This window comes from Arthrobacter sp. Hb9-2 (genome assembly GCF_059091165.1).
Genome location: NZ_JBNHGJ010000005.1, coordinates 46,148 through 70,222, shown reverse-complemented (window position 1 = coordinate 70,222; position 24,075 = coordinate 46,148). Strand labels below are relative to the sequence as shown.

32 protein-coding genes are annotated in these 24,075 nt (G+C 62.8%); 23 read left to right on the top strand and 9 right to left on the bottom strand.

Features of this window, described 5'->3' with window-relative positions; translation table 11 throughout:
* The first annotated feature begins 2 nt into the window (after positions 1 to 2).
* The 22 genes from rpmC to AC5RV1_RS04905 all read left to right on the top strand — a co-directional run bounded on the left by rpmC (position 3) and on the right by AC5RV1_RS04905 (position 13,954).
* On the top strand, positions 3 to 332 hold the full coding sequence (rpmC, locus tag AC5RV1_RS05010; protein ID WP_163161897.1) for a 50S ribosomal protein L29: 330 nt from the start codon (positions 3 to 5) through the stop codon (positions 330 to 332).
* A complete protein-coding gene (gene rpsQ, locus AC5RV1_RS05005) occupies positions 329 to 634 on the top strand; it encodes a 30S ribosomal protein S17 (protein WP_104042537.1) in 306 nt (101 codons plus the stop codon). Before rpmC ends, rpsQ begins: the two co-directional genes overlap by 4 nt.
* A 790-nt stretch (positions 635 to 1,424) precedes the next feature.
* Positions 1,425 to 1,793 carry a 50S ribosomal protein L14 gene (rplN, locus tag AC5RV1_RS05000; RefSeq protein WP_009358299.1) on the top strand — a complete coding sequence of 123 codons (369 nt, stop codon included), beginning with the start codon at positions 1,425 to 1,427 and terminating at the stop codon, positions 1,791 to 1,793.
* Between the two features lie 3 nt (positions 1,794 to 1,796).
* Positions 1,797 to 2,156, top strand: coding sequence for a 50S ribosomal protein L24 (gene rplX / locus AC5RV1_RS04995; RefSeq protein ID WP_056626626.1), 360 nt, complete (start codon positions 1,797 to 1,799; stop codon positions 2,154 to 2,156).
* Positions 2,156 to 2,737 carry a 50S ribosomal protein L5 gene (gene rplE, locus AC5RV1_RS04990; protein ID WP_066277862.1) on the top strand — a complete coding sequence of 194 codons (582 nt, stop codon included), beginning with the start codon at positions 2,156 to 2,158 and terminating at the stop codon, positions 2,735 to 2,737. Before rplX ends, rplE begins: the two co-directional genes overlap by 1 nt.
* Positions 2,738 to 2,831: 94 nt before the next feature.
* A complete protein-coding gene (gene rpsH / locus AC5RV1_RS04985) occupies positions 2,832 to 3,230 on the top strand; it encodes a 30S ribosomal protein S8 (protein WP_050054318.1) in 399 nt (132 codons plus the stop codon).
* 18 nt (positions 3,231 to 3,248) lie between these two features.
* A complete protein-coding gene (gene rplF / locus AC5RV1_RS04980; protein WP_050054319.1) occupies positions 3,249 to 3,785 on the top strand; it encodes a 50S ribosomal protein L6 in 537 nt (178 codons plus the stop codon).
* A 2-nt stretch (positions 3,786 to 3,787) separates the two neighbouring features.
* Positions 3,788 to 4,171 (top strand): 50S ribosomal protein L18, encoded by a 384-nt coding sequence (rplR, locus tag AC5RV1_RS04975; RefSeq protein WP_163161903.1) that lies wholly within the window; start codon positions 3,788 to 3,790, stop codon positions 4,169 to 4,171.
* Positions 4,168 to 4,890, top strand: a complete 723-nt coding sequence (gene rpsE, locus AC5RV1_RS04970; protein WP_163161905.1) for a 30S ribosomal protein S5 — start codon at positions 4,168 to 4,170, stop codon at positions 4,888 to 4,890. The genes rplR and rpsE overlap by 4 nt, the downstream gene beginning before the upstream one ends.
* A 2-nt stretch (positions 4,891 to 4,892) precedes the next feature.
* The gene (rpmD, locus tag AC5RV1_RS04965) at positions 4,893 to 5,099 is read left to right on the top strand and encodes a 50S ribosomal protein L30 (protein ID WP_163161907.1); all 207 of its coding nucleotides are present in this window, start codon (positions 4,893 to 4,895) and stop codon (positions 5,097 to 5,099) included.
* On the top strand, positions 5,100 to 5,591 hold the full coding sequence (rplO, locus tag AC5RV1_RS04960; protein ID WP_493993773.1) for a 50S ribosomal protein L15: 492 nt from the start codon (positions 5,100 to 5,102) through the stop codon (positions 5,589 to 5,591).
* A 216-nt stretch (positions 5,592 to 5,807) separates the two neighbouring features.
* Positions 5,808 to 7,118: a preprotein translocase subunit SecY gene (gene secY / locus AC5RV1_RS04955; protein WP_163161911.1), complete on the top strand. Its 1,311-nt coding sequence runs from the start codon at positions 5,808 to 5,810 to the stop codon at positions 7,116 to 7,118.
* A gap of 5 nt (positions 7,119 to 7,123) precedes the next feature.
* The gene (locus AC5RV1_RS04950) at positions 7,124 to 7,693 is read left to right on the top strand and encodes an adenylate kinase (RefSeq protein ID WP_205484239.1); all 570 of its coding nucleotides are present in this window, start codon (positions 7,124 to 7,126) and stop codon (positions 7,691 to 7,693) included.
* Between the two features lie 70 nt (positions 7,694 to 7,763).
* Complete coding sequence (gene map, locus AC5RV1_RS04945; protein ID WP_493993772.1) at positions 7,764 to 8,591, top strand: type I methionyl aminopeptidase; 828 nt, start codon at positions 7,764 to 7,766, stop codon at positions 8,589 to 8,591.
* Positions 8,592 to 8,693: 102 nt separating this feature from the next.
* Positions 8,694 to 9,629: a P1 family peptidase gene (locus tag AC5RV1_RS04940; protein WP_493993771.1), complete on the top strand. Its 936-nt coding sequence runs from the start codon at positions 8,694 to 8,696 to the stop codon at positions 9,627 to 9,629.
* Positions 9,630 to 9,801: 172 nt separating this feature from the next.
* Complete coding sequence (infA, locus tag AC5RV1_RS04935) at positions 9,802 to 10,023, top strand: translation initiation factor IF-1 (RefSeq protein ID WP_009358723.1); 222 nt, start codon at positions 9,802 to 9,804, stop codon at positions 10,021 to 10,023.
* A 70-nt stretch (positions 10,024 to 10,093) separates the two neighbouring features.
* Positions 10,094 to 10,207, top strand: coding sequence for a 50S ribosomal protein L36 (gene rpmJ, locus AC5RV1_RS04930; protein WP_009358722.1), 114 nt, complete (start codon positions 10,094 to 10,096; stop codon positions 10,205 to 10,207).
* A 182-nt stretch (positions 10,208 to 10,389) separates the two neighbouring features.
* Positions 10,390 to 10,764, top strand: coding sequence for a 30S ribosomal protein S13 (rpsM, locus tag AC5RV1_RS04925; protein WP_003803743.1), 375 nt, complete (start codon positions 10,390 to 10,392; stop codon positions 10,762 to 10,764).
* 54 nt (positions 10,765 to 10,818) lie between these two features.
* Positions 10,819 to 11,220, top strand: a complete 402-nt coding sequence (gene rpsK, locus AC5RV1_RS04920) for a 30S ribosomal protein S11 (RefSeq protein ID WP_018769149.1) — start codon at positions 10,819 to 10,821, stop codon at positions 11,218 to 11,220.
* 131 nt (positions 11,221 to 11,351) lie between these two features.
* Positions 11,352 to 12,362 (top strand): DNA-directed RNA polymerase subunit alpha, encoded by a 1,011-nt coding sequence (locus AC5RV1_RS04915; RefSeq protein ID WP_013601812.1) that lies wholly within the window; start codon positions 11,352 to 11,354, stop codon positions 12,360 to 12,362.
* Between the two features lie 72 nt (positions 12,363 to 12,434).
* Positions 12,435 to 13,031 carry a 50S ribosomal protein L17 gene (gene rplQ, locus AC5RV1_RS04910; RefSeq protein ID WP_493993770.1) on the top strand — a complete coding sequence of 199 codons (597 nt, stop codon included), beginning with the start codon at positions 12,435 to 12,437 and terminating at the stop codon, positions 13,029 to 13,031.
* Between the two features lie 32 nt (positions 13,032 to 13,063).
* The gene (locus AC5RV1_RS04905) at positions 13,064 to 13,954 is read left to right on the top strand and encodes a tRNA pseudouridine synthase A (RefSeq protein WP_493993769.1); all 891 of its coding nucleotides are present in this window, start codon (positions 13,064 to 13,066) and stop codon (positions 13,952 to 13,954) included.
* 12 nt (positions 13,955 to 13,966) lie between these two features.
* On the opposite strand, the gene AC5RV1_RS04900 is transcribed toward AC5RV1_RS04905, so the two are convergent.
* Complete coding sequence (locus tag AC5RV1_RS04900; RefSeq protein WP_493993768.1) at positions 13,967 to 15,634, bottom strand: ATP-binding protein; 1,668 nt, start codon at positions 15,632 to 15,634, stop codon at positions 13,967 to 13,969.
* Between the two features lie 264 nt (positions 15,635 to 15,898).
* On the opposite strand from AC5RV1_RS04900, the gene AC5RV1_RS04895 reads away from it, so the two are divergent.
* Positions 15,899 to 16,693, top strand: a complete 795-nt coding sequence (locus tag AC5RV1_RS04895) for a response regulator transcription factor (RefSeq protein ID WP_493993767.1) — start codon at positions 15,899 to 15,901, stop codon at positions 16,691 to 16,693.
* Between the two features lie 32 nt (positions 16,694 to 16,725).
* Here the strand turns inward: AC5RV1_RS04895 and AC5RV1_RS04890 are convergent, their stop codons facing one another.
* From AC5RV1_RS04890 to AC5RV1_RS04855, 8 genes are all read right to left on the bottom strand, one after another.
* Complete coding sequence (locus AC5RV1_RS04890) at positions 16,726 to 17,190, bottom strand: Hpt domain-containing protein (RefSeq protein WP_493993766.1); 465 nt, start codon at positions 17,188 to 17,190, stop codon at positions 16,726 to 16,728.
* 93 nt (positions 17,191 to 17,283) lie between these two features.
* Entirely contained in the window at positions 17,284 to 18,168 is an 885-nt protein-coding gene (locus AC5RV1_RS04885; protein WP_493993765.1) for a type II secretion system F family protein, read from the bottom strand.
* A 7-nt stretch (positions 18,169 to 18,175) separates the two neighbouring features.
* A complete protein-coding gene (locus AC5RV1_RS04880; protein ID WP_493993764.1) occupies positions 18,176 to 19,108 on the bottom strand; it encodes a type II secretion system F family protein in 933 nt (310 codons plus the stop codon).
* 11 nt (positions 19,109 to 19,119) lie between these two features.
* Positions 19,120 to 20,622, bottom strand: a complete 1,503-nt coding sequence (locus AC5RV1_RS04875; RefSeq protein WP_493993763.1) for a TadA family conjugal transfer-associated ATPase — start codon at positions 20,620 to 20,622, stop codon at positions 19,120 to 19,122.
* A complete protein-coding gene (locus AC5RV1_RS04870) occupies positions 20,622 to 21,818 on the bottom strand; it encodes a CpaE/TadZ family protein (protein ID WP_493993762.1) in 1,197 nt (398 codons plus the stop codon). The genes AC5RV1_RS04875 and AC5RV1_RS04870 overlap by 1 nt, the downstream gene beginning before the upstream one ends.
* The gene (gene cpaB, locus AC5RV1_RS04865; protein WP_493993761.1) at positions 21,815 to 22,564 is read right to left on the bottom strand and encodes a Flp pilus assembly protein CpaB; all 750 of its coding nucleotides are present in this window, start codon (positions 22,562 to 22,564) and stop codon (positions 21,815 to 21,817) included. The genes AC5RV1_RS04870 and cpaB overlap by 4 nt, the downstream gene beginning before the upstream one ends.
* Before the next feature lie 39 nt (positions 22,565 to 22,603).
* On the bottom strand, positions 22,604 to 23,644 hold the full coding sequence (locus AC5RV1_RS04860; protein WP_493993760.1) for a pilus assembly protein TadG-related protein: 1,041 nt from the start codon (positions 23,642 to 23,644) through the stop codon (positions 22,604 to 22,606).
* Complete coding sequence (locus AC5RV1_RS04855; protein WP_493993759.1) at positions 23,632 to 24,006, bottom strand: TadE/TadG family type IV pilus assembly protein; 375 nt, start codon at positions 24,004 to 24,006, stop codon at positions 23,632 to 23,634. The genes AC5RV1_RS04860 and AC5RV1_RS04855 overlap by 13 nt, the downstream gene beginning before the upstream one ends.
* Between the last annotated feature and the right edge of the window lie 69 nt (positions 24,007 to 24,075).

Below are 24,075 nucleotides of genomic sequence, written 5' to 3'. Positions count from 1 at the left end.
AAATGGCAGTAGGATCCAAGGATCTGGCTCCCGCACAGCTGGACGGTTTCGACAACGAGCGTCTCGTTGAAGAACTCCGCAAGGCCAAGGAAGAGCTGTTCAACCTGCGTTTCCAGTCCGCCACCGGACAGCTGGAGAACCACGGTCGTCTGCGCGCGGTAAAGAAGGACATCGCCCGCATCTACACCGTTCTCCGTGAGCGCGAGCTGGGCATTCGTGCCGAGGTTGCCGCACCGGTTGTGGAAGCCAAGGAAGAAAAGAAGTCCAAGAAGGCAGCAACCAAGAAGGCCGACAAGGCTGAAACGGTTGAGACCGAGGAGGATGCCAAGTGAGTGAAAAGGACGAGAACGTGACCGAAACTGCTACCGCAGCCACGGCTGAGCAGCGCGGTTACCGCAAGACGCGTCGCGGCTACGTGGTCTCTGACAAGATGGAAAAGACCATCGTTGTCCAGGTTGAAGACCGCGTGAAGCACGCCCTGTACGGCAAGGTCATCCGCCGTACCTCCAAGGTCAAGGCCCACGACGAAGAGAACACCGCCGGCATCGGCGACCTCGTTGTCATCGCCGAGACCCGTCCGCTGTCCGCCACGAAGAACTGGCGGCTCGTGGAGATCCTCGAGAAGGCCAAGTAGCACCTGCTGCTTCGGTATCCGGAAGCCCCTGCTCCCTTTGGGAGCGGGGGCTTCCGCGTTCAACAGCTGCGCCCCGTCACGCTGGGCATGCTTTCAGGGACGGGACGACGGCGGTTGCGGGTCTGGGGGAGTGGCAGGGTGGGCCAATAGGCTGCGGTGCGTGACGCCGTCGTCCCCCTCGACGCTCTCTCACTTAAAGCCTGTTTTTAACGGACGCTCTCTCACTTAAAGCCTGTTTTTAACGGACGCTCTCTCACTCCTCTCAGGAAAGTGAGAGAGCGTCAACCGAAAGGGCACATCAAGTGAGAGAGCGTCAACCGAAAGGGCACATCAAGTGAGAGAGCGTCCCAGGCAGCCTGCGGGAAGTGGTGGGGCGTTGCTTGAAAAGGTGCAGGAGGTGGTGGAGCGTACGACGGCGGTGCGGCGGCTTCCTGCGTGAGTGGCATGTCAGGCGGGACAACAGGCTGCCGGGTGTGACGCCGTCGTCCGTCTTGCGAGGGAGCGCCGGCGGTGATATGGGGATGGGCGGAAAACGTGCTAGGATATTGAGTTTGTATGGCGCCTTTAGTGCGCCGACATCAACCTCGTAAACAAGCGTGCCACGGCATAGTGCCCCCTTGCGCCCAGGATCTCCTGGACCGGATGGGAGCAACTGCTTCTGGCACGGGCGTTTAGGCCTGGTCTGGCAAAATCCAGGCAGGTCAAGAGACACCCCGATCAACCGTTCCGCAAGGCTCATTCCGTAGGAAGATTTTCGGTCTGAGAACCGGCGCGACGCAAGGAGTAAATAGTGATTCAGCAGGAGTCGCGACTCAAGGTCGCCGACAACACGGGTGCTAAGGAAATCCTTACCATTCGCGTTCTCGGTGGATCCGGCCGTCGCTACGCAGGCATCGGTGACGTCATTGTCGCCACCGTCAAGGATGCAATTCCCGGCGGCAACGTAAAGAAGGGCGATGTTGTTAAGGCAGTCATCGTCCGTACCAAGAAGGAACGCCGCCGTGCGGATGGTTCCTACATCAAGTTTGACGAGAACGCAGCTGTGATCCTGAAGGGCGACGGTGACCCCCGCGGTACCCGTATCTTCGGACCGGTTGGTCGTGAACTGCGTGACAAGAAGTTCATGAAGATCGTTTCTCTGGCTCCGGAGGTGCTCTAGTCCATGGCTAAGATCAAGAAGGGTGACCTGGTTCAGGTCATCACTGGCGCCAAGGCTGAGCGCGGCGGCGACCGCGGCAAGCAGGGCAAGGTCCTGCGCGTGTTCCCCGAGACCAACCGCGTGCTGGTCGAAGGCATCAACCGCGTAACCAAGCACACCAAGGTCGGTCAGTCGCAGCGCGGCACCAAGACCGGTGGCATCGAAGTTGTTGAAGCTTCGATCCACATCTCCAACGTGGCTCTGGTTGACCCGTCCACCAAGAAGCCCACCCGCGTCGGTTTCCGCACCGAGACCGTTGAGCGCAATGGCGTGAAGCGTGAAGTGCGCGTGCGCGTGGCCAAGAGCTCAGGGAAGGACATCTAATGACTGAGACTCTCGAGACTCCGGCAACGAAGATCGTTCCTCGTCTGAAGACCAAGTACGCCGAATCCATCAAGAGCACGCTCATTGAGGAATTCAAGTACGAAAACGTCAACCAGGTTCCGCGCCTCGTGAAGGTCGTTGTGAACATGGGTGTTGGAGATGCCGCCAAGGACTCCAAGCTGATCGACGGCGCTGTCCGCGACCTCACCCAGATCACCGGCCAGAAGCCGCAGGTAACCAAGGCCCGTAAGTCGATCGCTCAGTTCAAGCTGCGCGAAGGCATGCCCATCGGTGCACACGCTACCCTGCGTGGCGACCGCATGTGGGAATTCCTGGACCGTCTGGTCACCCTCGCACTGCCCCGTATCAGGGACTTCCGTGGTCTCTCCGGCAAGCAGTTCGACGGTAACGGCAACTACACCTTCGGTCTGACCGAGCAGGTTATGTTCCACGAGATCGACCAGGACAAGATCGACCGCGTCCGCGGTATGGACATCACGGTTGTCACCACTGCCAAGACCGATGACGAAGGCCGCGCGCTGCTTAAGGCGCTTGGTTTCCCGTTCAAGGCCGAAGACTAATCTAACTACGTAAAAGGTCCGGCGGTCCGGCTTCTGAATCCGTTCAGGAAAGCAGCACCGCGGAAACCGTTATGAGGAAGGGCAAGAGCCCACAATGACAATGACAGATCCTGTCGCAGACATGCTTACGCGTCTGCGCAATGCAAACTCGGCATACCACGATTCCGTGTCCATGCCGTACAGCAAGCTCAAGGCACGCGTTGCTGACATCCTCAAGGCCGAAGGCTTCATCGCCGGCTGGAAGGAAGAAGACGCTGAGGTTGGCAAGAAGCTGACCATCGAGCTCAAGTTCGGACCGAACCGCGAGCGTTCAATCGCTGGTGTTCGTCGTATTTCCAAGCCGGGACTGCGCGTTTACGCAAAGTCCACCAACCTGCCGCACGTGCTGGGTGGCCTGGGTGTCGCAATCCTGTCCACCTCTTCCGGCCTCCTGACTGACAAGCAGGCCGGCAAGAAGGGCGTGGGCGGCGAAGTCCTCGCTTACGTCTGGTAACGGGAAAGGAAGAGAATAATGTCACGTATTGGACGTCTCCCCATCACCGTTCCTGCCGGCGTTGAGGTCAAGGTTGACGGCTCTGTCGTCAGCGTCAAGGGTTCCAAGGGCGAGCTGAACCACACTGTGGCCAGCCCGATCGAGGTCACCCTGGATGCAGACACCCTGACTGTCGCCCGCCCGAACGACGAGCGCGCCTCCCGTTCACTCCACGGCCTGACCCGCACCCTGATCTCCAACATGATCGAGGGCGTTACCAAGGGCTACGAGAAGAAGCTTGAAATCGTCGGTACCGGTTACCGCGTTCAGGCCAAGGGATCTGACCTTGAGTTCGCTCTCGGCTTCAGCCACCCGGTCAATGTCTCCGCACCGGAGGGCATCACCTTTGCAGTTGAGACCCCGACCAAGCTCTCTGTTTCAGGTATCAACAAGCAGCAGGTCGGCGAGGTTGCTGCCAACATTCGCAAGCTGCGGAAGCCGGACCCCTACAAGGGCAAGGGCATCCGTTACGCCGGCGAAGTCATCCGCCGCAAGGTCGGAAAGGCTGGTAAGTAACCATGGCCATCTCAATTAACAAGAAGCGTACGAACAAGAGCAAGTCTGCCCAGCGCAGCCGCCGCCAGCTTCGTATCCGTAAGCGCATCTCCGGTACGGCTGTACGTCCTCGTCTGGTCGTCAACCGTTCCGCACGCCACGTATTCGTCCAGGTTGTCGATGACACCAAGGGCCTGACCGTAGCGAGCGCCTCCACTCTGGAAGCCGACCTTCGTGCATTCGACGGCGACAAGACTGCCAAGGCCAAGCGCGTTGGCGAACTCGTCGCAGAGCGTGCCAAGGCTGCCGGTATCGAAGCTGTTGTCTTCGACCGCGGTGGTAACAAGTACCACGGCCGGATTGCCGCCGTCGCTGACGGTGCACGTGAAGGTGGGCTGTCACTGTGACGGAAGCAAACAAGGAAAAGGACACTGTGTCTGCAGATCAGAAGGCTACCGAAGCCGTAGCTGCCGCTGAGACCACTGCGCCCGCAGCTGCCGATGACCGCCGTGGTGGCGCTCGTCGCGGTGAGCGTGGCGACCGTGGCCAGGGCCGCGGCGACCGTGGTGGCCGTGGCGGCCGCGACGGCGGCCGTGAAGCCGAGAAGAGCCAGTTCGTAGAGCGCGTTGTCACCATCAACCGCGTCTCCAAGGTGGTCAAGGGTGGTCGTCGCTTCAGCTTCACCGCCCTGGTCGTCGTCGGTGACGGCAACGGCATGGTCGGCGTTGGCTACGGCAAGGCTAAGGAAGTTCCTGCCGCAATCGCGAAGGGCGTTGAAGAGGCCAAGAAGTCCTTCTTCCGCGTTCCCCGCGTTGGCAGCACCATCCCGCACCGCGTCCAGGGTGAGGCCGCTGCAGGCGTCGTAATGCTGCGTCCGGCTTCCGCCGGTACCGGTGTTATCGCCGGTGGCCCGGTCCGTGCAGTACTGGAGTGCGTGGGCATCCACGACATCCTCTCCAAGTCGCTCGGTTCCTCCAACGCCATCAACATCGTTCACGCGACCGTTGATGCCCTGAAGCGCCTCGAAGAGCCGGCAGCAGTGGCAGCACGCCGCGGCCTGCCCCTCGACGAGATCGCTCCGCCGGCACTGGTGAAGGCTCTCCTGAATTCGAAGGCGGGTGTCTAGTTATGGCTAAGAACCTGATTCCCTCCGACGTCCAGTTGGAGATCACTCAGATCAAGTCCGCCATTGGCGGCAAGCAGAACCAGCGCGACACCCTGCGGTCCCTCGGCCTGAAGCGGATCGGACACACCGTTGTCCGCACCGCCGATGCCGTCACCGTGGGAATGCTCAACACGGTTCCGCACCTGGTACAGGTAGAGGAGGCGAAGTAAATGGCAGAGAACACTGCTGACAAGGCACAGAGCGCCACTGCTGAGAAGCAGAACGCCCTGAAGGTTCACCACCTGCGTCCCGCCCCGGGTGCCAAGACCGCCAAGACCCGCGTTGGTCGTGGTGAAGGCTCCAAGGGTAAGACCGCCGGTCGTGGCACCAAGGGTACTGCAGCCCGCTACCAGGTCAAGGCTGGCTTTGCCGGCGGCCAGCTGCCGCTGCACATGCGCCTGCCGAAGCTGCGCGGCTTCAAGAACCCGTTCCGGGTTGAGTTCCAGGTTGTAAACCTGGACAAGCTCAACGAGCTGTTCCCGGAAGGTGGCGCAGTCACCGTGGAGAACCTGGTCGAAAAGGGTGCCGTTCGCAAGAACCAGCCCGTCAAGGTGCTGGGCACCGGCGACATCACCGTCAAGGTTGACGTCACCGCCCACGCATTCTCGGCCAGCGCCGCTGAAAAGATTGCTGCAGCAGGCGGAAGCACCACCGCTCTCTAGAGCCGGTGGGCGCCAAGCCCGTTGTTGAACTCCCGGTCTCCGGGGCCAAGGCCCTGGAGACCGGGAGTTTTTCACATCCACCGGGCGTATTTTTCCCGCCACCCGCCGCATGCGCGCTTTCCCGGATTGTTCGCATGGCGCATCCAACCGTTAGACTCGGTTGTTGGGATTTATAGATCCCCATCACAACTCTTATTAACACCACCAGGAGGACGCTTGCTTAGCGCATTTGGCCGGGCCTTTCGCACGCCTGATCTGCGACGCAAGTTGTTGTTCACGCTGGGAATCATCACCATCTTCCGCTTGGGTGCTTTCATTCCCTCGCCAGGTGTGGACTACCAGAATGTCCAGCAATGCTTGCAGAACGGTCAGACCGCAGGCGGCCTGTACCAGCTCGTTAACCTGTTCAGCGGCGGCGCGTTGCTCCAGGTGTCCATCTTTGCCCTCGGCATCATGCCGTACATCACGGCAAGCATCATCGTCCAGCTGCTCCGGGTGGTTATTCCCCGGTTCCAGCAGCTCTACGAAGAGGGCGCGTCCGGGCAGTCCAAGCTGACCCAGTACACGCGGTACCTCACCATCGCGCTGGGCCTGCTGAACGCCACCACCCTGGTCTCCCTGGCGCGGTCCGGGCAGCTTCTTCCCGGCTGCAACCTGCCGATCATCCCGGACACCAGCGTGATCACCACCATCCTGATCATCATCACCCTTACGGCCGGCACCGGCCTGATCATGTGGATGGGTGAGCTCGTCACCGAGAAGGGCGTGGGCAACGGTATGTCCCTGCTCATCTTCACGTCCATCGCGGCCACGTTCCCCACCTCCCTCGGCGCCATCTGGAGCTCGCAGGGTCCCGGAACGTTCTTTATGGTCCTCGCCATCGGCCTGTTGACCGTGGCCCTGGTGGTCTTCGTTGAGCAGTCGCAGCGCCGCGTGCCGGTGCAGTACGCCAAGCGCATGATCGGCCGCCGCACCGTGGGAGGTACCAGCACGTACATCCCCATCAAGGTCAACATGGCCGGTGTTATCCCCGTGATCTTCGCTTCTTCCATGCTGTACCTGCCGGGCCTGATCTCCCAGTTCAACCAGCCCCGGCAGGGCGAGCAGATCCAGCCATGGGTGGAATGGATCAACAACAACCTGGTCCGCGGTGACCAGCCGATCTACATGGTGCTTTACTTCGCCATGATCGTTTTCTTCACCTACTTCTACGTCGCGATCACCTTCAACCCTGAAGAGGTCTCGGACAACATGAAGAAGTACGGCGGCTTCATTCCAGGTATCCGCGCGGGCAAACCGACCGCTGACTACCTGCAGTACGTGCTGTCCCGGATCACCCTGCCAGGCGCCCTGTACCTGGGCTTCGTGGCGCTGATTCCGCTGGTGGCACTGGTACTGATCAACGCGAACCAGAACTTCCCGTTCGGTGGCACCTCGATCCTGATCATGGTGGGCGTTGGCCTGGAGACCGTCAAGCAGATTGATGCGCAGCTACAACAACGTCACTACGAAGGGCTTTTGCGATGACGAGAATGCTGATTATTGGACCTCCCGGTTCCGGAAAAGGAACGCAGGCAGAGCGGATCTCGGAGCGCCTCGGCGTTGTGGCGATCTCCACCGGCGACATCTTCCGTGCAAACGTAAAGGGCGAAACGCCGCTTGGCATTGAAGCCAAGAAGTACATGGACGCCGGCGACTTCGTTCCGGACAGCGTGACCAACAAGATGGTGCGCGACCGCCTCAGCGAGTCCGACGTCGAAAACGGCTTCCTCCTGGACGGCTACCCGCGCACCACGGCGCAGGTGGACTACCTCGATGAGATCCTCGCCAAGGGCGAAGAGAAGCTCGACGTCGTCCTGCAGCTGACCGCCGACGACGAGGAACTCGTACACCGCCTCCTGGGCCGGGCCAAGGAAACGGGCCGGAGCGACGACAACGAAGCCGTCATCCGCCACCGCCTGGACCTGTACCACGAGCAGACCGAAGCCGTGGTGGCCAAGTATGCCGAGCGCGGCATCCTTACCCAGGTGGACGGGATCGGCCCCATCGACGAGGTCACGGACCGCGTCATGCAGGCCATCAAGGCCGCGCAGGCTGCCTGATCCAGGCAAAGCATTTCCGAGGCTCCTCCCGGTAAACGGGAGGAGCCTCAGCCATTTGAAAGGAAACACCATGGCCTTTGGCCAGCCCCGTATCGAATACAAGACCAACGCCCAGATGCGCATCATGCACGAAGCAGGCCTGGTCCTGAGCCGTGCCCTGGATGCAGCGGTTGCAGCAGCCGTGCCCGGAGTTACCACCAAGCACCTGGACGACGTGTTCGCTGCTGTGCTGAACGAAGCCGGCGCGAAGTCCAACTTCCTCGGCTACCACGGCTTTCCGGCGACCATCTGCACCTCCGTCAATGAGGAGGTGGTGCACGGCATCCCCGGCAGCCGTGTGCTCCGCGACGGCGACATCATCTCGATCGACGGCGGCGCGATCGTGAACGGCTGGCATTCGGACTCGGCGCGCACCGTTATTGTGGGCACCGCGGACCCCGAGGACCAGCGCCTCTCCGACGTCACCCGCGCAGCCATGTGGCGGGGCATCGCCGCACTGGCCATGGGCAAGCACGTGGGTGACATCGGCGCCGCAATCGACGATTACGTATCCTCCGTGCCGGGCAAGCCGCTGGGCATCCTTGAGGACTATGTGGGGCATGGCATCGGCTCTGAAATGCACATGGCCCCGGACGTGCTCAACTACCGCACCAGCCACCGCGGCCCCAAGATCCGTCCCGGCCTTTGCCTGGCGATCGAGCCCATGCTGGTGCGCGGCAGCATCGACACCGCCGTTCTTGAGGACGACTGGACCGTTGTCACCACGGACGGCCAGCGCTCCTGCCAGTGGGAGCACTCCGTAGCCGTCCATGACAAGGGCATCTGGGTGCTGTCAGCGCCCGACGGCGGCGCAGAGCACCTGCTGCCCCTCGGCGTCACCCCCGTCCCCATCCCGTAGTTTCCGCTCGCCCAGCCCAACCCAGTAGCGCCAAGTGTCCTTTTGACCCTTCAAAACGACACTTGGCGCTACTTAGTTGGGGGAGGGGGAACAATGGGTGCCATGGGAGCAATCACCGACGTGCCCGGGATCAGGGTTGGCCACGTACAGAAGACCGACGCCGGCTGGCTAAGTGGCGTGACGGTGGTCCTGCCCCCGCCGGGCACGGTTGGATCAGTCGACGTCCAGGGCGGCGGACCGGCCACCCACGAAACGGATGCACTCGATCCCACCACCCTGGTCAGTGCGGTGGACGCCGTGGTGCTTACCGGCGGCAGCGCGTACGGCCTGGTGTCCGCGTCAGGCGCCCAGCGCTGGTGCGAGGAAAACAACCGGGGCTTTGCGGTGCCCGGGGGAGTAGTGCCCATGGTCCCGGCAGCCGCGATCTTCGACCTGGGCCGCGGCGGTGACTTCTCAGCCCGTCCGACGCCGGAGATGGGTTACGCCGCAACCGCCGCCGCCGCTGGGGAAAAGGACGGGCACGACGTCGGACGCGGCAATGTGGGTGCCGGCACAGGAGCGTTGCTGGCCCGAACCTATAAAGGCGGAGTAGGTACGGCATCAATCGCACTCGAAAACGGCATTGTTGTGGGGGCAATTGCTGTTGTGAACGCGCTGGGACTGCCATTTGACCAGAACAAACCTGAAGTACCAGCGCCGGTGAAAGCGGCCACCACGACGAACACCACGCTGGTTGTTGTGGCAACGAACGGAGTCCTGGACGTGGCCGAATGCAAGCGGACTGCTTCAGCCTCCCATGCCGGGATCGCCCGGGCACTGAATCCTTCGCACACTCTTGGCGACGGGGACGCGGTTTTCTGCTTGTCCACCCAAGCTGTGGCGCTCGACCGCACGGACGAAGCTGCCCGGCAGGTCAGTCTCATCGCGCTGCAGAGCGCGGCAGCCGACGTCGTCCGTTTGGCCATCCTCGACGGCGTGGCCAGCGCGGAAGCCGTGAGCACTCCGGCCGGTGATTATGGTGCGTACGGCGCCCGGTAGGTTAGTATTGCCGATTTAACTTTTACAGCGATACGGAGTAGTGTTGTTTGTTGGTTGTCTGGACTGCCACGCCCTTTTGGGGCCTGGAACTGACAATCGATCCAACAAAAACGTTCGTGGTCATGCCCGGTGCAATCCGGCAGGACTGCGGCAACAACAGTTAGCGGAGGGTATGGCCAAGAAGGACGGGGTCATTGAGATCGAAGGCGTTGTGACTGAGGCGCTGCCTAACGCGATGTTTCGCGTTGAGCTCACCAACAAGCACATCGTACTGGCACACATCTCTGGAAAGATGCGTCAGCACTACATCAGGATTCTCCCTGAGGACCGCGTAGTGGTGGAGCTGAGCCCGTACGACCTCACCCGTGGTCGTATCGTCTACCGCTACAAGTAAATTGCTGGGCGGCTTCAGTGCGAACTGATGTCCGCTCCAGTTGACCAACTGCCACACGCAAAGGAATGCCATGAAGGTCAAGCCGAGCGTCAAGCAGATCTGCGAAAAGTGCAAAGTGATCCGCCGTAATGGCCGGGTCATGGTGATCTGCGAGAACCCGCGCCACAAGCAGCGCCAGGGCTAATTTCCCTTCTCGGGAAATCCTGGGTTGCTAACCCACGCAAGTAAATAAAGGCAGCACAAGCTGATCTGGAACATTGAGCTCGAAAGAGTCCGGACAGCTAACCCCCGGTCGGAGGCTGGGGCCGCACAGAACGTGCGGGTGTACTGCCTACGACCTCCGGTTTATCAAGGAGTACTGCCACTATGGCTCGTCTCGCTGGCGTAGACATTCCCCGCGAAAAGCGGCTGGAAATTGCGCTTACTTACATCTACGGCGTGGGCAAGACCCGTGCACACGAAACCCTGGCTGCCACTGGCATCAGCGCTGACGTTCGCGTCAAGGACCTGACTGATGCACAGCTGGTTGAGCTGCGTGACTACATTGAAGGCAACTACAAGGTTGAGGGTGACCTTCGCCGCGAAGTAGCAGCAGATATCCGCCGCAAGGTTGAAATCGGCAGCTACGAAGGCCTGCGCCACCGCAAGGGCCTGCCCGTACGCGGACAGCGTACGAAGACCAACGCCCGTACCCGCAAGGGCCCGAAGCGCACCGTCGCCGGCAAGAAGAAGGCCCGTTAAAATCCCCGCCGGGATTAACGGACTTTCCCCCGATAACTTTCTGTAGGAGAAATAATGCCCCCGAAGACTCGTGGCGCGGTTCGCAAGCCGCGTAAGAAGGACAAGAAGAATATCGCGCTTGGCCAGGCGCACATCAAGAGCACTTTTAACAACACCATCGTTTCCATCACGGATCCGAACGGCGCTGTTATCTCTTGGGCTTCCTCAGGTGAGGTTGGCTTCAAGGGCTCGCGTAAGTCCACTCCGTTCGCTGCCCAGATGGCTGCCGAAGCCGCTGCCAAGCGCGCCCAGGAGCACGGCATGCGCAAGGTTGACGTTTTCGTCAAGGGACCGGGATCCGGACGCGAGACCGCGATCCGTTCGCTGCAGGCCGCAGGCCTCGAGGTTGGCTCCATCCAGGACGTCACCCCCGCTGCGCACAACGGCTGCCGCCCGCCGAAGCGCCGCCGCGTCTAAGGCTTTCCACGCCGCATGAGCTTGCCCGGACCGTCGATGGTCCGGGCAAGCCCAGCGCGTTAAGTCTTCAGACCGAATTTCCACCACCTGTGTTGCGTCATATAGCGGATGCTCGCCGAAAGGAAACCTAAGTGCTCATTGCACAGCGCCCCACCCTCTCCGAAGAGGTAGTTTCAGAAAACCGTTCGCGTTTCATCATTGAACCGCTGGAACCGGGCTTCGGCTACACCCTCGGAAACTCCCTCCGCCGTACCCTGCTCTCCTCCATCCCCGGTGCTGCTGTAACCAGCATCCGGATCGATGGCGTGCTGCACGAGTTCACCACGGTTCCGGGTGTCAAGGAAGATGTCACTGAGATCATCCTGAACATCAAGAGCCTCTCGGTTTCCTCCGAGCACGATGAGCCGGTTGTCGCTTACCTGCGCAAGCAGGGCCCCGGAGTCGTCACCGCCGCGGACATCGCTCCGCCGGCCGGCGTCGAATTCCACAACCCGGATCTGCACATTGCCACGCTGAACTCGAAGGGCAAGTTCGAACTCGAACTGACCATCGAGCGCGGCCGCGGCTACGTTTCGGCAGCTCAGAACAAGTCCGGCGACGCAGAAATTGGCCGTATCCCGGTCGATTCCATCTACTCGCCGGTGCTGAAGGTTACTTTCCGCGTGGAAGCAACCCGTGTTGAGCAGCGCACCGACTTCGACAAGCTGATTGTCGACGTCGAGACCAAGCAGGCCATCGCCCCGCGCGATGCCGTCGCTTCCGCAGGCACCACCCTGGTGGAGCTCTTCGGTCTGGCACGTGAGCTGAACACCGCAGCTGAAGGTATTGAGATCGGCCCGTCGCCCACCGACGCTGCCCTGGCAGCCGACATGGCCCTGCCGATCGAGGATCTGGACCTCACCGTCCGTTCCTACAACTGCCTCAAGCGTGAGGGCATCCACACCGTGGGTGAACTCGTTGCCCGCTCCGAGGCTGACCTGATGGACATCCGTAACTTCGGTGCCAAGTCCATTGACGAGGTCAAGGCAAAGCTGGTTGAACTGGGCCTGTCCCTCAAGGACTCGCCTCCCGGTTTTGACCTCGCAGCACGCGCCGCAGCAATCGAAGAGGACGACGCCGCCTTCGGCGACGACGAACTCTAAACCAGACCTTGGCCGGCGGGCAGGGCACCATGGTGTGCCCGGCCCACGGCTTCCATTTGAGGAGAAACAATTATGCCTACCCCCACTAAGGGTCCGCGCCTCGGAGGCGGCCCGGCTCACGAGCGCCTCATGCTCGCGAACCTGGCAGCATCCCTGTTCGAGCACAAGCGGATCACCACCACGGTCACCAAGGCCAAGCGCCTGAAGCCGTACGCAGAGCGCCTGGTGACCTTCGCCAAGCGTGGCGACCTCGCTTCGCGCCGCCGCGTGCTCGGCCTGATCAGCAACAAGGGCGTCGTCCACGAGCTGTTCACCGACATCGCCCAGGCTGTGGAGAACCGCGACGGCGGCTACACCCGCATCACCAAGATCGGCAACCGCAAGGGCGACAACGCTCCGATGGCTGTCATCGAACTGGTTCTCGAGCCGGTTTCCGCCAAGCAGGCTGTAGTCGCTGAGGCTACCGCCGCTGCCAAGCGCGATGCAGACAAGGCTGCTCCGGCTGCCGAGGAAGCTCGCGAGGCTGAGGTTGCCGAGACCGAAGCTGCTGAGGCTCCGGCCGAGGCTCCTGCCGAGGACGCTGCAACTGAAGAGGCAGCAACCGAAGAGGCTCCGGCCGCTGAGGAAGCTCCTGAAGCTCCCGCTGCCGAGGAGAAGGACGCGAAGTAATTCGCTGATCTTCTTCGCATAGACTTAGTTCTATGAACGACCAAAAACCCGCGGCCCCCGTAATGGGGGGCGGCGGGTTTTTGCGTGTCCGGCTTGACGTGTCGTACGACGGCGGGCCCTTCAGCGGGTGGGCGCTGCAGCCGGGCCTCCGGACGGTCCAGGGCGTCCTCGAGGAGGCCCTGCACATGCTCCTCCGGCGTGCCGTCCGCGTGACTGTTGCCGGGCGCACCGACGCCGGCGTGCATGCCCGCGGCCAGGTGGTCCACCTGGACCTCACGGAAGCCGAGTGGCAGGGCCTGCCGCGCGGGCACGAACTGGATCCCGCCATCGCCATGCTCCGCAGGATCCGCGGCGCCCTGAGCCGGGTGCTCGGCGACCTTACCGGCGCTGTGGAGGTGCATCGGATCTCGCTGGCGCCCCCCGGCTTCGACGCCCGTTTCTCCGCCCTCTGGCGGCGCTACAGCTACCGCATCGCCGACGGCCCCGCCCTGTGGGACCCGCTGGGCCGGTACTCCACCCTGTGGCACAAGAATCCGCTGGACGTTTCGCTGCTGAACGAGGGCGCTGCCAAGCTCCTGGGGCTCCAGAATTTCCTGTCGTTCTGCAAGCCCCGTGAGGGTGCCACCACCATCCGCGAGCTCCAGCGCTTTGAGTTCGCCCGGTCGGAGGACGGCGTCATCGTGGCCACCGTCCAGGCCGACGCCTTCTGCCACAACATGGTCCGCGCCCTGATCGGTTCGGCCCTGTATGTGGGAGAGGGCGTGGAGGAACCGGGCTGGCTCCACGAACGGCTGCTCGCCAGGAAGCGGGATGCCAAGTCCGTGCTGGCCGCCCCGCACCCGCTGGTGCTGGAGGAAGTGGCGTACCCGTCCGACGACGAGCTGCTGGCCCGCGCCGAGCTCACCCGGGCGCTGCGGGAGTAATCCCCCCGTCCCCTAGAACGACGGCGGCGGGCCCTCCGCCGGCAGGGTCAGCGTGAAAGTGCTTCCCTGGCCTTGCCCGCTGACACACGTGATGTGCCCGCCGTGGCGCTCCACAATCATCTTGGTGATGGACAGGCCGAGGCCGGCGCCGGCGATGGCGGCGCCCTTGGCGGACTCCGTTCGGAAGAAGCGCTTGAAGACCCTGGTGGTGTCCTCGCTGCTGATCCCCATTCCGGTGTCGCTGACACTGAGCTGCACCCAGTCGTCGGTGCTGCGGGCGCTGATGCTCACCCTCCCGCCGTCGGGCGAGTACTTGATGGCGTTGGACACCAGGTTGTCCAGTGCCTGCCCGATCCTGAGCGGGTCCGCGTAGGCCCACAAGGGCGAGGGAACGTCTGCCGTGAGCCGGATGTTCGCATGCTCCGCCTGCGCCTGGGCCGAACCGATGCTGGTTTCCACGAGGCTGGCGAGGTCCGTGCGTTTGGGGTGGACGTTAAGTGCGGCCGACGCCGAAGCGGACAGGTCCGCCACGAGCGCCAGCAACCGCTCAGCATTCCGCTGAACCACCAATAGGCGCTGGGCCACCTGGGGTGGCAGGGCGGCGACGTCGTCGAGTACCAGGTCCACGTTGCCGATGATGGAGTTCAGGGGTGTCTTGAACTCGTGGGTCACGTTGGAAACCAGTTCCTGGTTGGCTGCCAGGGCTTCCACCCAGCCGGTAACGTCGCTGTAGACCACCACAGCTCCGGTGAATTGGCCGTCCTCGCCGACGAGGGGCCGGGCCGCCGTCGAGACTGCGCGTTGCTCCGTTCCCTCTCCGGCCCACACCAAGTAGTCGGCGAATGACTCCCCGGCGATGGCGCGGCTGATCGGACGCTTCTCCGGCGGCAGCAGGGTCCGCCTGTCCTGGCCGAAGATCAGCTGGTGGCCCTGGCCGGGCATGGCGTCGTCGGCACCGGTTGCCCGGCGGAAGTTCCGCTGCCGGTCGTTTGAAACGAGGAAGTGGCCGGAACGGTCGACGGCGGCAATCCCGACGTCGGTGGCGTCAAGGACCGTCTGAAGCAGCTTTTCACGCTCCCGGCTCTCACGGAGCAGCTTCCGAAGTTCCTTGTCCTTCTGGGCCAGTTCGCGTTGCTGCAGCCGGACGTGCATGCTCGCGAACCTGATGGAGAGGGAAACGGAAAGCATCATGAGGGGGAAGAGCAGCGTGGTGGTGATGTCCGAGGGCGTCAGGTTGGGAAACCGCCCGGCCAGTGAGGGAACCATGATGAGCATGGGGCCGAAAAAACTGAGGACGAGGCTGCTCCTGGCGAGCATGCCCGAGGCGGAAAGCCAGATCACCGGGAACACCGCCAGGACGGCAAGTCCCGGGAGGAGGGGCGCGGCGCCATTCCGGAGAAGCCCGATAGCGACGAAGTCGAGGATGGGGATCAGCAGGTAGGGGCGGTGCGCCAGCCGCTCCCAAGGGACCAGAAGGCAGCCGAGGAAGAGGATGCCGGAAAGGAGGATCCCGCCCAGGAAGAGCGGACTGTGCAGCAGCGTGGGCCACGCGAACGGGGTGGCAATGGCAAGGGCCGCCACGATCAAAGTCAGGGGCAGTTGGCACAGGGCAACCTGCGACCGCGGCCCGAGGCGCTGGAAGAAGCGGGCAGGTCCGCGTGGAAAAAGCCCCTCAGCCATGACCCCGGCTACGGCCGCCGCTCAGGCTACGGTGGATTGTCACTTGGATATTCACCGCTGGGGCAACAGAATTCCCGTTGAGCAAGGTGGCACATCCTCTCCGGCTCGTAATCCACATACTTGTCATAATAATTGACTTTTCAAATGCAATGTTGAAACAGATGTGATCAGCACGGCTTACTTGTAGCGTATAAAGGGTTGGAGCGGGTATGGCATTAGCGCTGGGCTGATGGGGGGCCATAACCGCCTGGCGCAGGGATATCAATGGACGATCTTGGTGTGGCTGTAGTAATCGAAGACGACGCCGACGTGCGCAACCTCCTCGAAGGAGTGTTGAGCCAGGCCGGCTTCGAGGTGCATACAGCGGTTGACGGGCGGGCCGGAGTGGAAGTGGTCCGCGCCAAACAGGCGAACGTGGTGACGCTGGACATCGGACTGCCGGACATCGACGGGTTCGAAGTGCTGCGGCGGATCCGCAATTTCAGCAACGCCTACGTGGTGATGCTGACCGGCAGGACCGAGGAGCCGGACCTGCTGTCCGCCCTTAACGCCGGTGCTGACGACTACATTGCCAAGCCTTTCCGGCCCCGCGAGTTGAGGGCACGGGTGGCGGCGATGATGCGCAGGCCCCGGCACGAGATCAACACGCAGAAACCGGCGTCATCCGTCTGGGGAGCAGCGCCCGCTGCGCCTGTTGCGGCCGCCCGGCTGGAGGATTCCGCGGTCCTGCACCACAACGGCCTGGCACTGAACCACCGGACACGCACGGTGGAAATCAACGGAGAGCCGCTCGGACTCACGCGAAGCGAGTTTGATCTGCTCCACGTCCTCCTGCGCGGCGGCGGGGCGGTCTGCACCCGGGCTGACCTTGTCCGGGCTGTGCGAGGCGACTTCTACGGTGAGGACACTTATATCAGCGAGGCGGACGAGCGGGCCGTTGAGGTCCACATCGGCAACCTGCGGCGGAAGCTGAAGGAAGATTCGGTGTCGCCGCGCTGGCTGCAGACGGTGCGGGGAGTCGGGTACAGGTTGGCGCCCAGCAGGCCGGACACTGTCTAAGCCGTTCAGCAAAAGGCCGGCGTCGGGTCAGGCTAGCCGTTTTTGAGGATGTACGTGGCCTGGAGTTCGGATACCGTCTGGCCGCCGTCCTGGGCAACCCGTTTCATCAAAGCTTGGCCCTGGCCGAAGTCGCCCCGCCGGATCAGTACTTCCAGCAGCTCAGCCAGTTTCGCCAGGCGCACCCCGCCCACCATGGCGGAGCTGATCTTCAGGCTGATGACGGCATCGAGAGCCGATTCGCTGTCCTGGCTGTCCACCGCTGCCGCCAGCCGCGTGCAGCGCTGGTCCCACATGGCGGCATAATCGCGGGCGAAGCGCTGGGCGAGGCCGGAGCCGGCAAGTTCGTCTTCCAGCTCCTCCAGCACGGCCGCGTCAACAAGCGGCAAGAGCCCGGCCGCTTCCTGTGAATGCCCGGAACCGGTAACCGCTGTGATCCCGGGCTGCGGCGGATTCGCAGGTGCGCTCCTGTCGCTGGAGCCGGGATCGGGACTTTGCATTCTTCAAGGCTACTTCCTGGGTTGAGTTGGTTGGCCTATTTTGGGTGATCCTGTGTAAACCTTGAGTCATTTTTGCGGCCATACACTTCCGCCCTATTGGCTGCTGAAAGTCACGATCGTGTTGATGACGGCGGGTCCGAGAATGGCGATGAACAGGACCGGGAAGATGAAGAACAGCAGCGGAAAGAGGATCATCACGGGAAGCTTCATGGCCTTTTCTTCGGCCCTCTGGCGGCGCTTTACACGCATCACCTTGGCCTGGACGCGGAGCACCCGGCTGATGGCGATGCCGTACGTGTCTGCCTGCACCACTGCCTGCACAAAGCTGCGCAGCTCGGGGATGTTGGTCCTTTCCGCCAGCGCAAGGTAGGACTCCCTGCGGCTGCGGCCAACCTGCATGTCCTGCAGGGTGCGCACCAGTTCCTCGGCTAGCGGCCCCTTGCCGTTTTCCCCGGCGCGTGCCATCGCTCCTTCGAAGCCGAGGCCGGCCTCCACGGAGATCAGCATCTGGTCCAGCGTATTAGCGAGTTCCAGCTGCATGACCTTTTGGCGTTCCTGGCCCTTGCTGTAGAGCAGCAGGTCCGGAATGAAGTAGCCGAGGACCAGGACGAAAAGCCCTGCCAGTTTCATCAGGGGAGTGCTTCCAATGGCGGTGAGGTAAAAGCCCAGCCCGGCTCCCGTGAGCCCGAGAGCAAGTTTTGACCCTAGAACCTTGCCTAGCGGCATGGATGCCGGCCGGCCCGCGAGGGCCAACAGCCGGTCCAGGAAGGCGACGTAGGCCGGGGGAGTGAGGCGTCTGCCAATGGTCTCAAGCAGGCTGGGCTTGCCGGTGCGCTCAACGTCCACCAGGGCGGCGCCACGGGACAGCAGATCGTTGACGGCCACGCGGCCCTGTTTGTCCACGGTGAGGACGGCCCAGGCCAGACCGGCTACGGGAACACAAACCAGCAGGATGGAGAGGAGGACTATCAATTTCATGGTGTCCTCAGAACTTCAGGTCGATGATCTTGCGCATCCACAGTGCGCCGATGGTCATGAGCACAAATGAAGCTCCGATCATCACCCAGCCCAGGGGGTGGGTGAACATCGAGTTCATGTAGTTCGGGCTCACGGACAGCAGCATGGCCACGATGCCGAACGGCATGGCAATGAGAATGTAGGCAGAAAATTTGCCTTCCGCCGCCAGTGCCTTGATATGGCCCTTGATCTCGCTGCGCTCGCGGATGGTTTCGTTCACCTGGTCCAGGACGTCCGCCAGGTTACCGCCCACTTCGCGGTTGATCTGGATCGCTTGGGAGATCCAGACAAAATCCTCATTCTTCATCCGGTCGGCGGTGTCGTTGAGTGCTGCCAGGAGGTCCCGGCCCAGGCTCGTTTCGGTGATGACCCGCCGCATCTCTTCCGACGTCGGCTTTTGCGACTCGCTGGCTGCGGCGTCGATGGCGCGAAGGATGCTGTGGCCGGCACGCAGGCCGCCGGAGAGAAGCTGGAGGGTGTCACCGAGTTGGCTGTCGAAAGCAGCCCGCCGTTTCCCCGCGAGGAATCCCAGAACCACTTTCCCTACGAACGGCGCCAGCAGTGCAAGGAGAATACCCACCAGCGGACCCACGGTGACAGTGCCTACCAGCATTCCGACGCAGGCACCAATGCCCACAAGCAGGAAGAATTCTGCCTGGCTCAGACGGAGCCCGGCGTTTTCGAGTTCCGCGCGGGAGAACAGAGAGACGTTGCGTCCGTGCAGGAGCCGTTCGAAAGAGCGGACGGCGGAGAGTGCGAAGCGCGTCAAGGAGGATGGCGGCTCAGGATCAAACGGACGACGGCGGTCCAGCGGCACCGAGGGGGCGCCCGGCAGGATCACGGCGACACCGAGCAGGCAAACGGCCACGAGCAGGATGACGGCTCCAACAGCAAGAATCATGGCTGTGTGCCCTATCTTCCGGGGGCGGCGTGGCCGGGAGGGACTTGGGAACCGGCAAAGACACTGGGGGAGACATGGATGCCCAGGTCTTCGAAACGGTCAATGAACCGCGGCCTGATTCCGGTGGCTACCGGCTTGCCCAGGAAGCGCCCGTGGGCATCAACACCGGCGGAGTAATCGAAGACGAACGCGTCCTGAAGGGTCACAATGTCTCCTTCCATGCCTTGGACTTCGGTGACGTGGGTGATGCGGCGCGAGCCGTCGCGCAACCTGGAGATCTGGACGATGAGGTTGACGGCGGAGGCGATCTGCTCACGGATGGCCCGTAGCGGCAGATCCATCCCGGCCATCAGCACCAGGGTTTCGAGCCTCGCTACGGCATCGCGCGGTGAGTTGGAGTGCACGGTGGAAAGGGACCCGTCGTGCCCCGTGTTCATGGCCTGCAGCATGTCCAGCGATTCCCCGCCGCGGACCTCGCCCACCACGATCCGGTCAGGCCGCATGCGGAGGGAGTTACGGAGCAGTTCGCGGATGGTCACTTCGCCCTTGCCCTCGGTGTTGGGGGGCCTGCTTTCGAGCCGGACCACGTGTTGCTGCTGGATCTGCAGTTCCACCGCGTCCTCGATGGTGACGATTCGCTCGTCAGCCGGAAGGAACGAGGACAGCACGTTGAGCAGTGTGGTTTTGCCCGTGCCCGTGCCGCCGGAAACGATGATGTTGAGCTTGGCCTTGACGCAGGCATTAAGCAGTTCGGCCATCTCCGGGGTCAGCGTCCCGAAGTCGATCAGGTTGCGGACCGTCAGCGGGACCTTGCTGAATTTACGGATGGTGAGCGAGGATCCGCCCACGGCCAGCGGGGGGATGACGGCGTTCACACGGGAGCCGTCCTCGAGGCGGGCGTCCACCAGCGGGGAGGATTCGTCGATGCGGCGGCCAACCTTCGAGACGATACGCTCGATGACCTTGCGCAGGTGCTCTTCGGAGCTGAACCGGGACTCGGTGAGCGTCAGTTTGCCTTTGCGTTCCACATAGATCTGGTCCATTCGGTTGACCATGATTTCCGTGACCGCCGGATCGTCCAACAGCCGCTGGAGCGGACCGTAGCCCAGCACGTCGTCGGCCACATCGCGGACCAGCCGGGTGCGTTCCTCGGCGGTAAGCGGGACCTGTTCGGCGTCAATAATGCGGGTCAGTTCCTCTTTAGCGGTGGCCCTGAGCTCCTGCTCGGTGACGGCAGCGTCGTTGAAGCGCGCGCCCATCCGCTCGAAAAGGGCGGTGGCCGCCCGGTGCTTCATGGCTGCGAAGACATCCACGGGCTGTGCCTTGGGCACTGCGGGGGTGCCGGCGTCGGACACTGGAGTTGCAGGAGGCTGCTGGGCAGGAAGGCGCCGGGGCACGCTCTCCCTCCCCGGAGCGGGGGAAGCGGCGGGCCGGGGCGGTTCAAGCACGGCGACGTTGCTGCCCGATGCCTGGTTGCGGTCCTGGACCGCGCTGATCCGTTCGGAGAGCTTCATCAGATGACCACCCTTCGGTGAAGTTTGCGCTGGGCCTGGGCGCGCCACGCCGGATTGAACCGCTCCACCAGCTGGCGAAGGCTCTTGACGGCGGGGTCCTTCTTGGATTCCTGGAGCACGGGGATCCCGCGGTTGGTGGAGAGCGCCACCGCGCGGGACCGGGGGACGCTGACGTCCACGGGCGCGCCGATGGTGGATTCGACGTCTTGGACGTTGAGCCCGGCTTTGGCGTCTGCCATGTTCAGGACAACGTGCCGTGATTCGGGCATGATTTCCAGCTGCCGGAGCACTTCCAGTCCCGAGCGCAGGCCGCGGAGGCTGGGGATGTCCATGGCGCTGACCCACACGACGTCGGTGCATTGCTCCATGGCGGCGAGGCCGATTTCGGGCATGCCGGGAGCAGTGTCCAGGACCACGTACTGGAACTCCTGGGCCAGCTGCTGGAGCAGCCGGGTGATCTGTTCCGGCGTGATGTGGTCCGCGTCCACCGGGTTGGGCGGAGCGCACAGGGCGTAGATACCTGCCGGGTGCACAGTGAGGAAGGCCTTGAGGACCAGGGAGTCCTGGGCTGCTGCCGGTGAGACCGCGTCCGTGACGGTGTGTTCGGGGTTGAGGTAGAGGCCAGACGCTACATCGCCGAACTGCAGGTCCAGGTCCACGATGACAACGCTCATAGGGGCTATCTGGCCGAGGCCGATGGCGATGTTGGTTGCCAAAGTGGTTTTGCCTACGCCGCCCTTGGGGGAGAAGACGCCAATGACCAGGCCCTTGCCGCCATTCTCCGCCGATGGTGCCTCGTGGTTGCGGTGCCGGGTGGCAAAGGACTGGCAGGCGCGTTCCAGCAGCACGCGGATTTCCGCAGCATCCGCCTGGGGGCTGAGGATGTCCCGGATGCCGGCCCGCATGGCGTGCAGCAGGAAGGACGGGTCAACGTCGCTGACCAAGACCAGGCTGAGGCCGGGGAGCTGGACGTCGAAGACCTTGGCGAACCGCAGTGCTTCCTCGTACGGGACGTCCGGTCCGATGATCAGGACTTCGGGCTGCTCTTGGTTCAGGAGGCTGAAAAGCTCGGCCGGGCCTGCCGGGAGGATGTCCGAAGCGATGGTTTGCACGGAGCCGCGGAGTCCGTTGGCGACGGCGGCGCGCAGCTTCTGGTCGAAGTCACCGTTGGGGGAGAGGAGGACGAAGCGGCTCACTTGTACACCACTTCCTTGCGCTCAATTTTCGGTCCGTTGTCCTGGGCGTCGAGGGGCTCTTTGGTGAGCCAGAGGCTGCCGAACTCGGACGCAAAGATGATCTTGTTTGCGTCGATGTCGTTGACCGCGACTGTAATTATGAAGGCGCCTTGGGGGAGGGCGGTGTCCTGGGCTGCGGCTTCGCCCTCGGCGGGCTCCTCGGTGCTCGCCGCACCTTGTACTACGGTTACGAGTACTTTGCGGAGGGTGAGCTGCGTGGTGGGAGTAGCAGGATCTGCCTTATGTGCGCCCTCCTTGAAACTCAGGGCGATGCCCACATGGTCCCCCGGGTTGATACGGCCGCCTGCCACGCGCTGCGGCTCCAGCTGGAACGAGACTTCTTGGAAACCGGCGGGGACCTTCGCTGCGCTCTCGTCTTGCACCGTTTCCGGAGCCACGAGACGCTCGGCCAGCAGCTGCTCGCCGGGAACGAGGTCTACGGCGCTGACCGTGCCGGCCTTGTTGTCCAGGGTGCTGAGCGCGGTGTCAGAAACGCCCGCGGCGGGGACCTTCTCGACCACGAGCGAAGCAGTCATGGTGTCAACGGGAGTACCGGCCGGAATGGCGTCTTTGACAACCAGGACATCAACTGTTTGAAGTGTCTGCAGCGCCCGCTGGTCTGCGCCCTGGGCGTAGAAGACGATGAGGAGGGCTCCCACAATCGCCAAAGCGACCGCAGCCGTTCCGGCGAGCAGGCGAGACTTCACTTTCAACTCCTGGGTACGGGGTAGTGATGGTTCTGGTTATTAGAGGATCGGACGGGCAATGGTGGCGCCGTACTCAGTTACGGGGCCGAGGGTGTAGCCGTCCGCGAGGGAAACGTATTTGATGAAGCTGCCGATGATTCCGCGGCAGTTTCCTTTGCACTCCGTATCCGTGGTGACGCCCGTCGTCGTCGACTTTTCGCTGCGGAACTCGTAGGGAAGGCCGCTGTTGCCGCTGAACTTCCAGCCCGTCACGTCGAACGCAGCGAACGAAATGAGGCTGTAGATGGCGCCGGAACCCGTGCCGGAGACTTTGTTGAAGACCGGCAGGAGGACAGTAATCTTGCGGCCTGCCGTGATTTCGCTGGCCCACTTGGTGAGCTCGGCGGAACAATGTCCCGGCGCGTTGTTGCCGGTGTCACTGCCGCCCTCGCTCAATGCGAGATCGATCGTGCCGCCGCATTTTCCCGCGTCCGGTGCAAGCCAGCCGAAGCCTCCGGCGACTGCCGCTCCAGAAGGCCCATAGTTGCAGTCCGGGTTGGCGTTGTTTCCATGGTCCTGGAGCAGCTGAAGCGAGCCGTCCACATGGCCTTTGACCTGGCAGATGGAGAAGGCCAGAGGGAAGGCGGTGCGGCCGGCCTTCGGGCTTCCCCATTCGGCAGATGCCCGCGCTCCGACTTCTTTGGTCGGAATGCCCAGGACATCTGCGAAAAAGAGGGAAACGGAGTTGTCTGTGCCGCCGGTTTCCTTGGCAGACGTGGTGACACTGACTTTTCGGGACGTTTTATCCAATGCGATTCCGTAAACCTTGCTCATGCCATCCAGGGCGTTCTGGTTGGCAAGGTTGGTGGCGAGGCTTGACGATGTCGAACACAGCGGGTCGGTAGTGTCTTTGGCGCACTTCTGAGCGAGTGCTATGGCGGAGGCATCTGCACCGTTTTGCAGCTGCGCGCGTTCTGAGTAGATGAGGCCGACGTCGACGGCGATCGCCACGAAGCCGAGGAGGGTGACCAGAAGGATGGCGACGATGACGCTGATGGCGCCACGTTCGTTCGTTGTTCTTTCCTTGCCTAGCCGCCGCACAGCATGACTCCCTTGCCTGACATTGGGAAGGGGCCGGCGATGCCGGTGATAGTGGACAGGTTGTACTTGATGGTGAGAGTGACCTGGGCGCCGGCGCTGCACGCGTTGGTGCTCAGCGTGATGTCTGAGGTGGGAATAGTGGTACTGACTGATGCGGCCGCGTTCTTCGCGGCGGTCTTGGCGCCGGCTGGGTCGTTGGCGATTGCCATAACCCGGACTCCGTCGCGTGCCGCGTTGGTGAGGGTGATCTGGGCGTTGTAGGCCCGGCCGAATTCGATGGTTCCCAGGACAAGCATCAAGAGGAGGGGCAACAGGATCGCGAATTCGACGGCGGCTGCGCCGCGCTCCGAATCGTCTGACACCTGCTGCACCTCCTCTTGAGTGACTCGTGTTCTAGGCCTGGCCGGGCGAAGCTCTGCGGCTTCCGATAT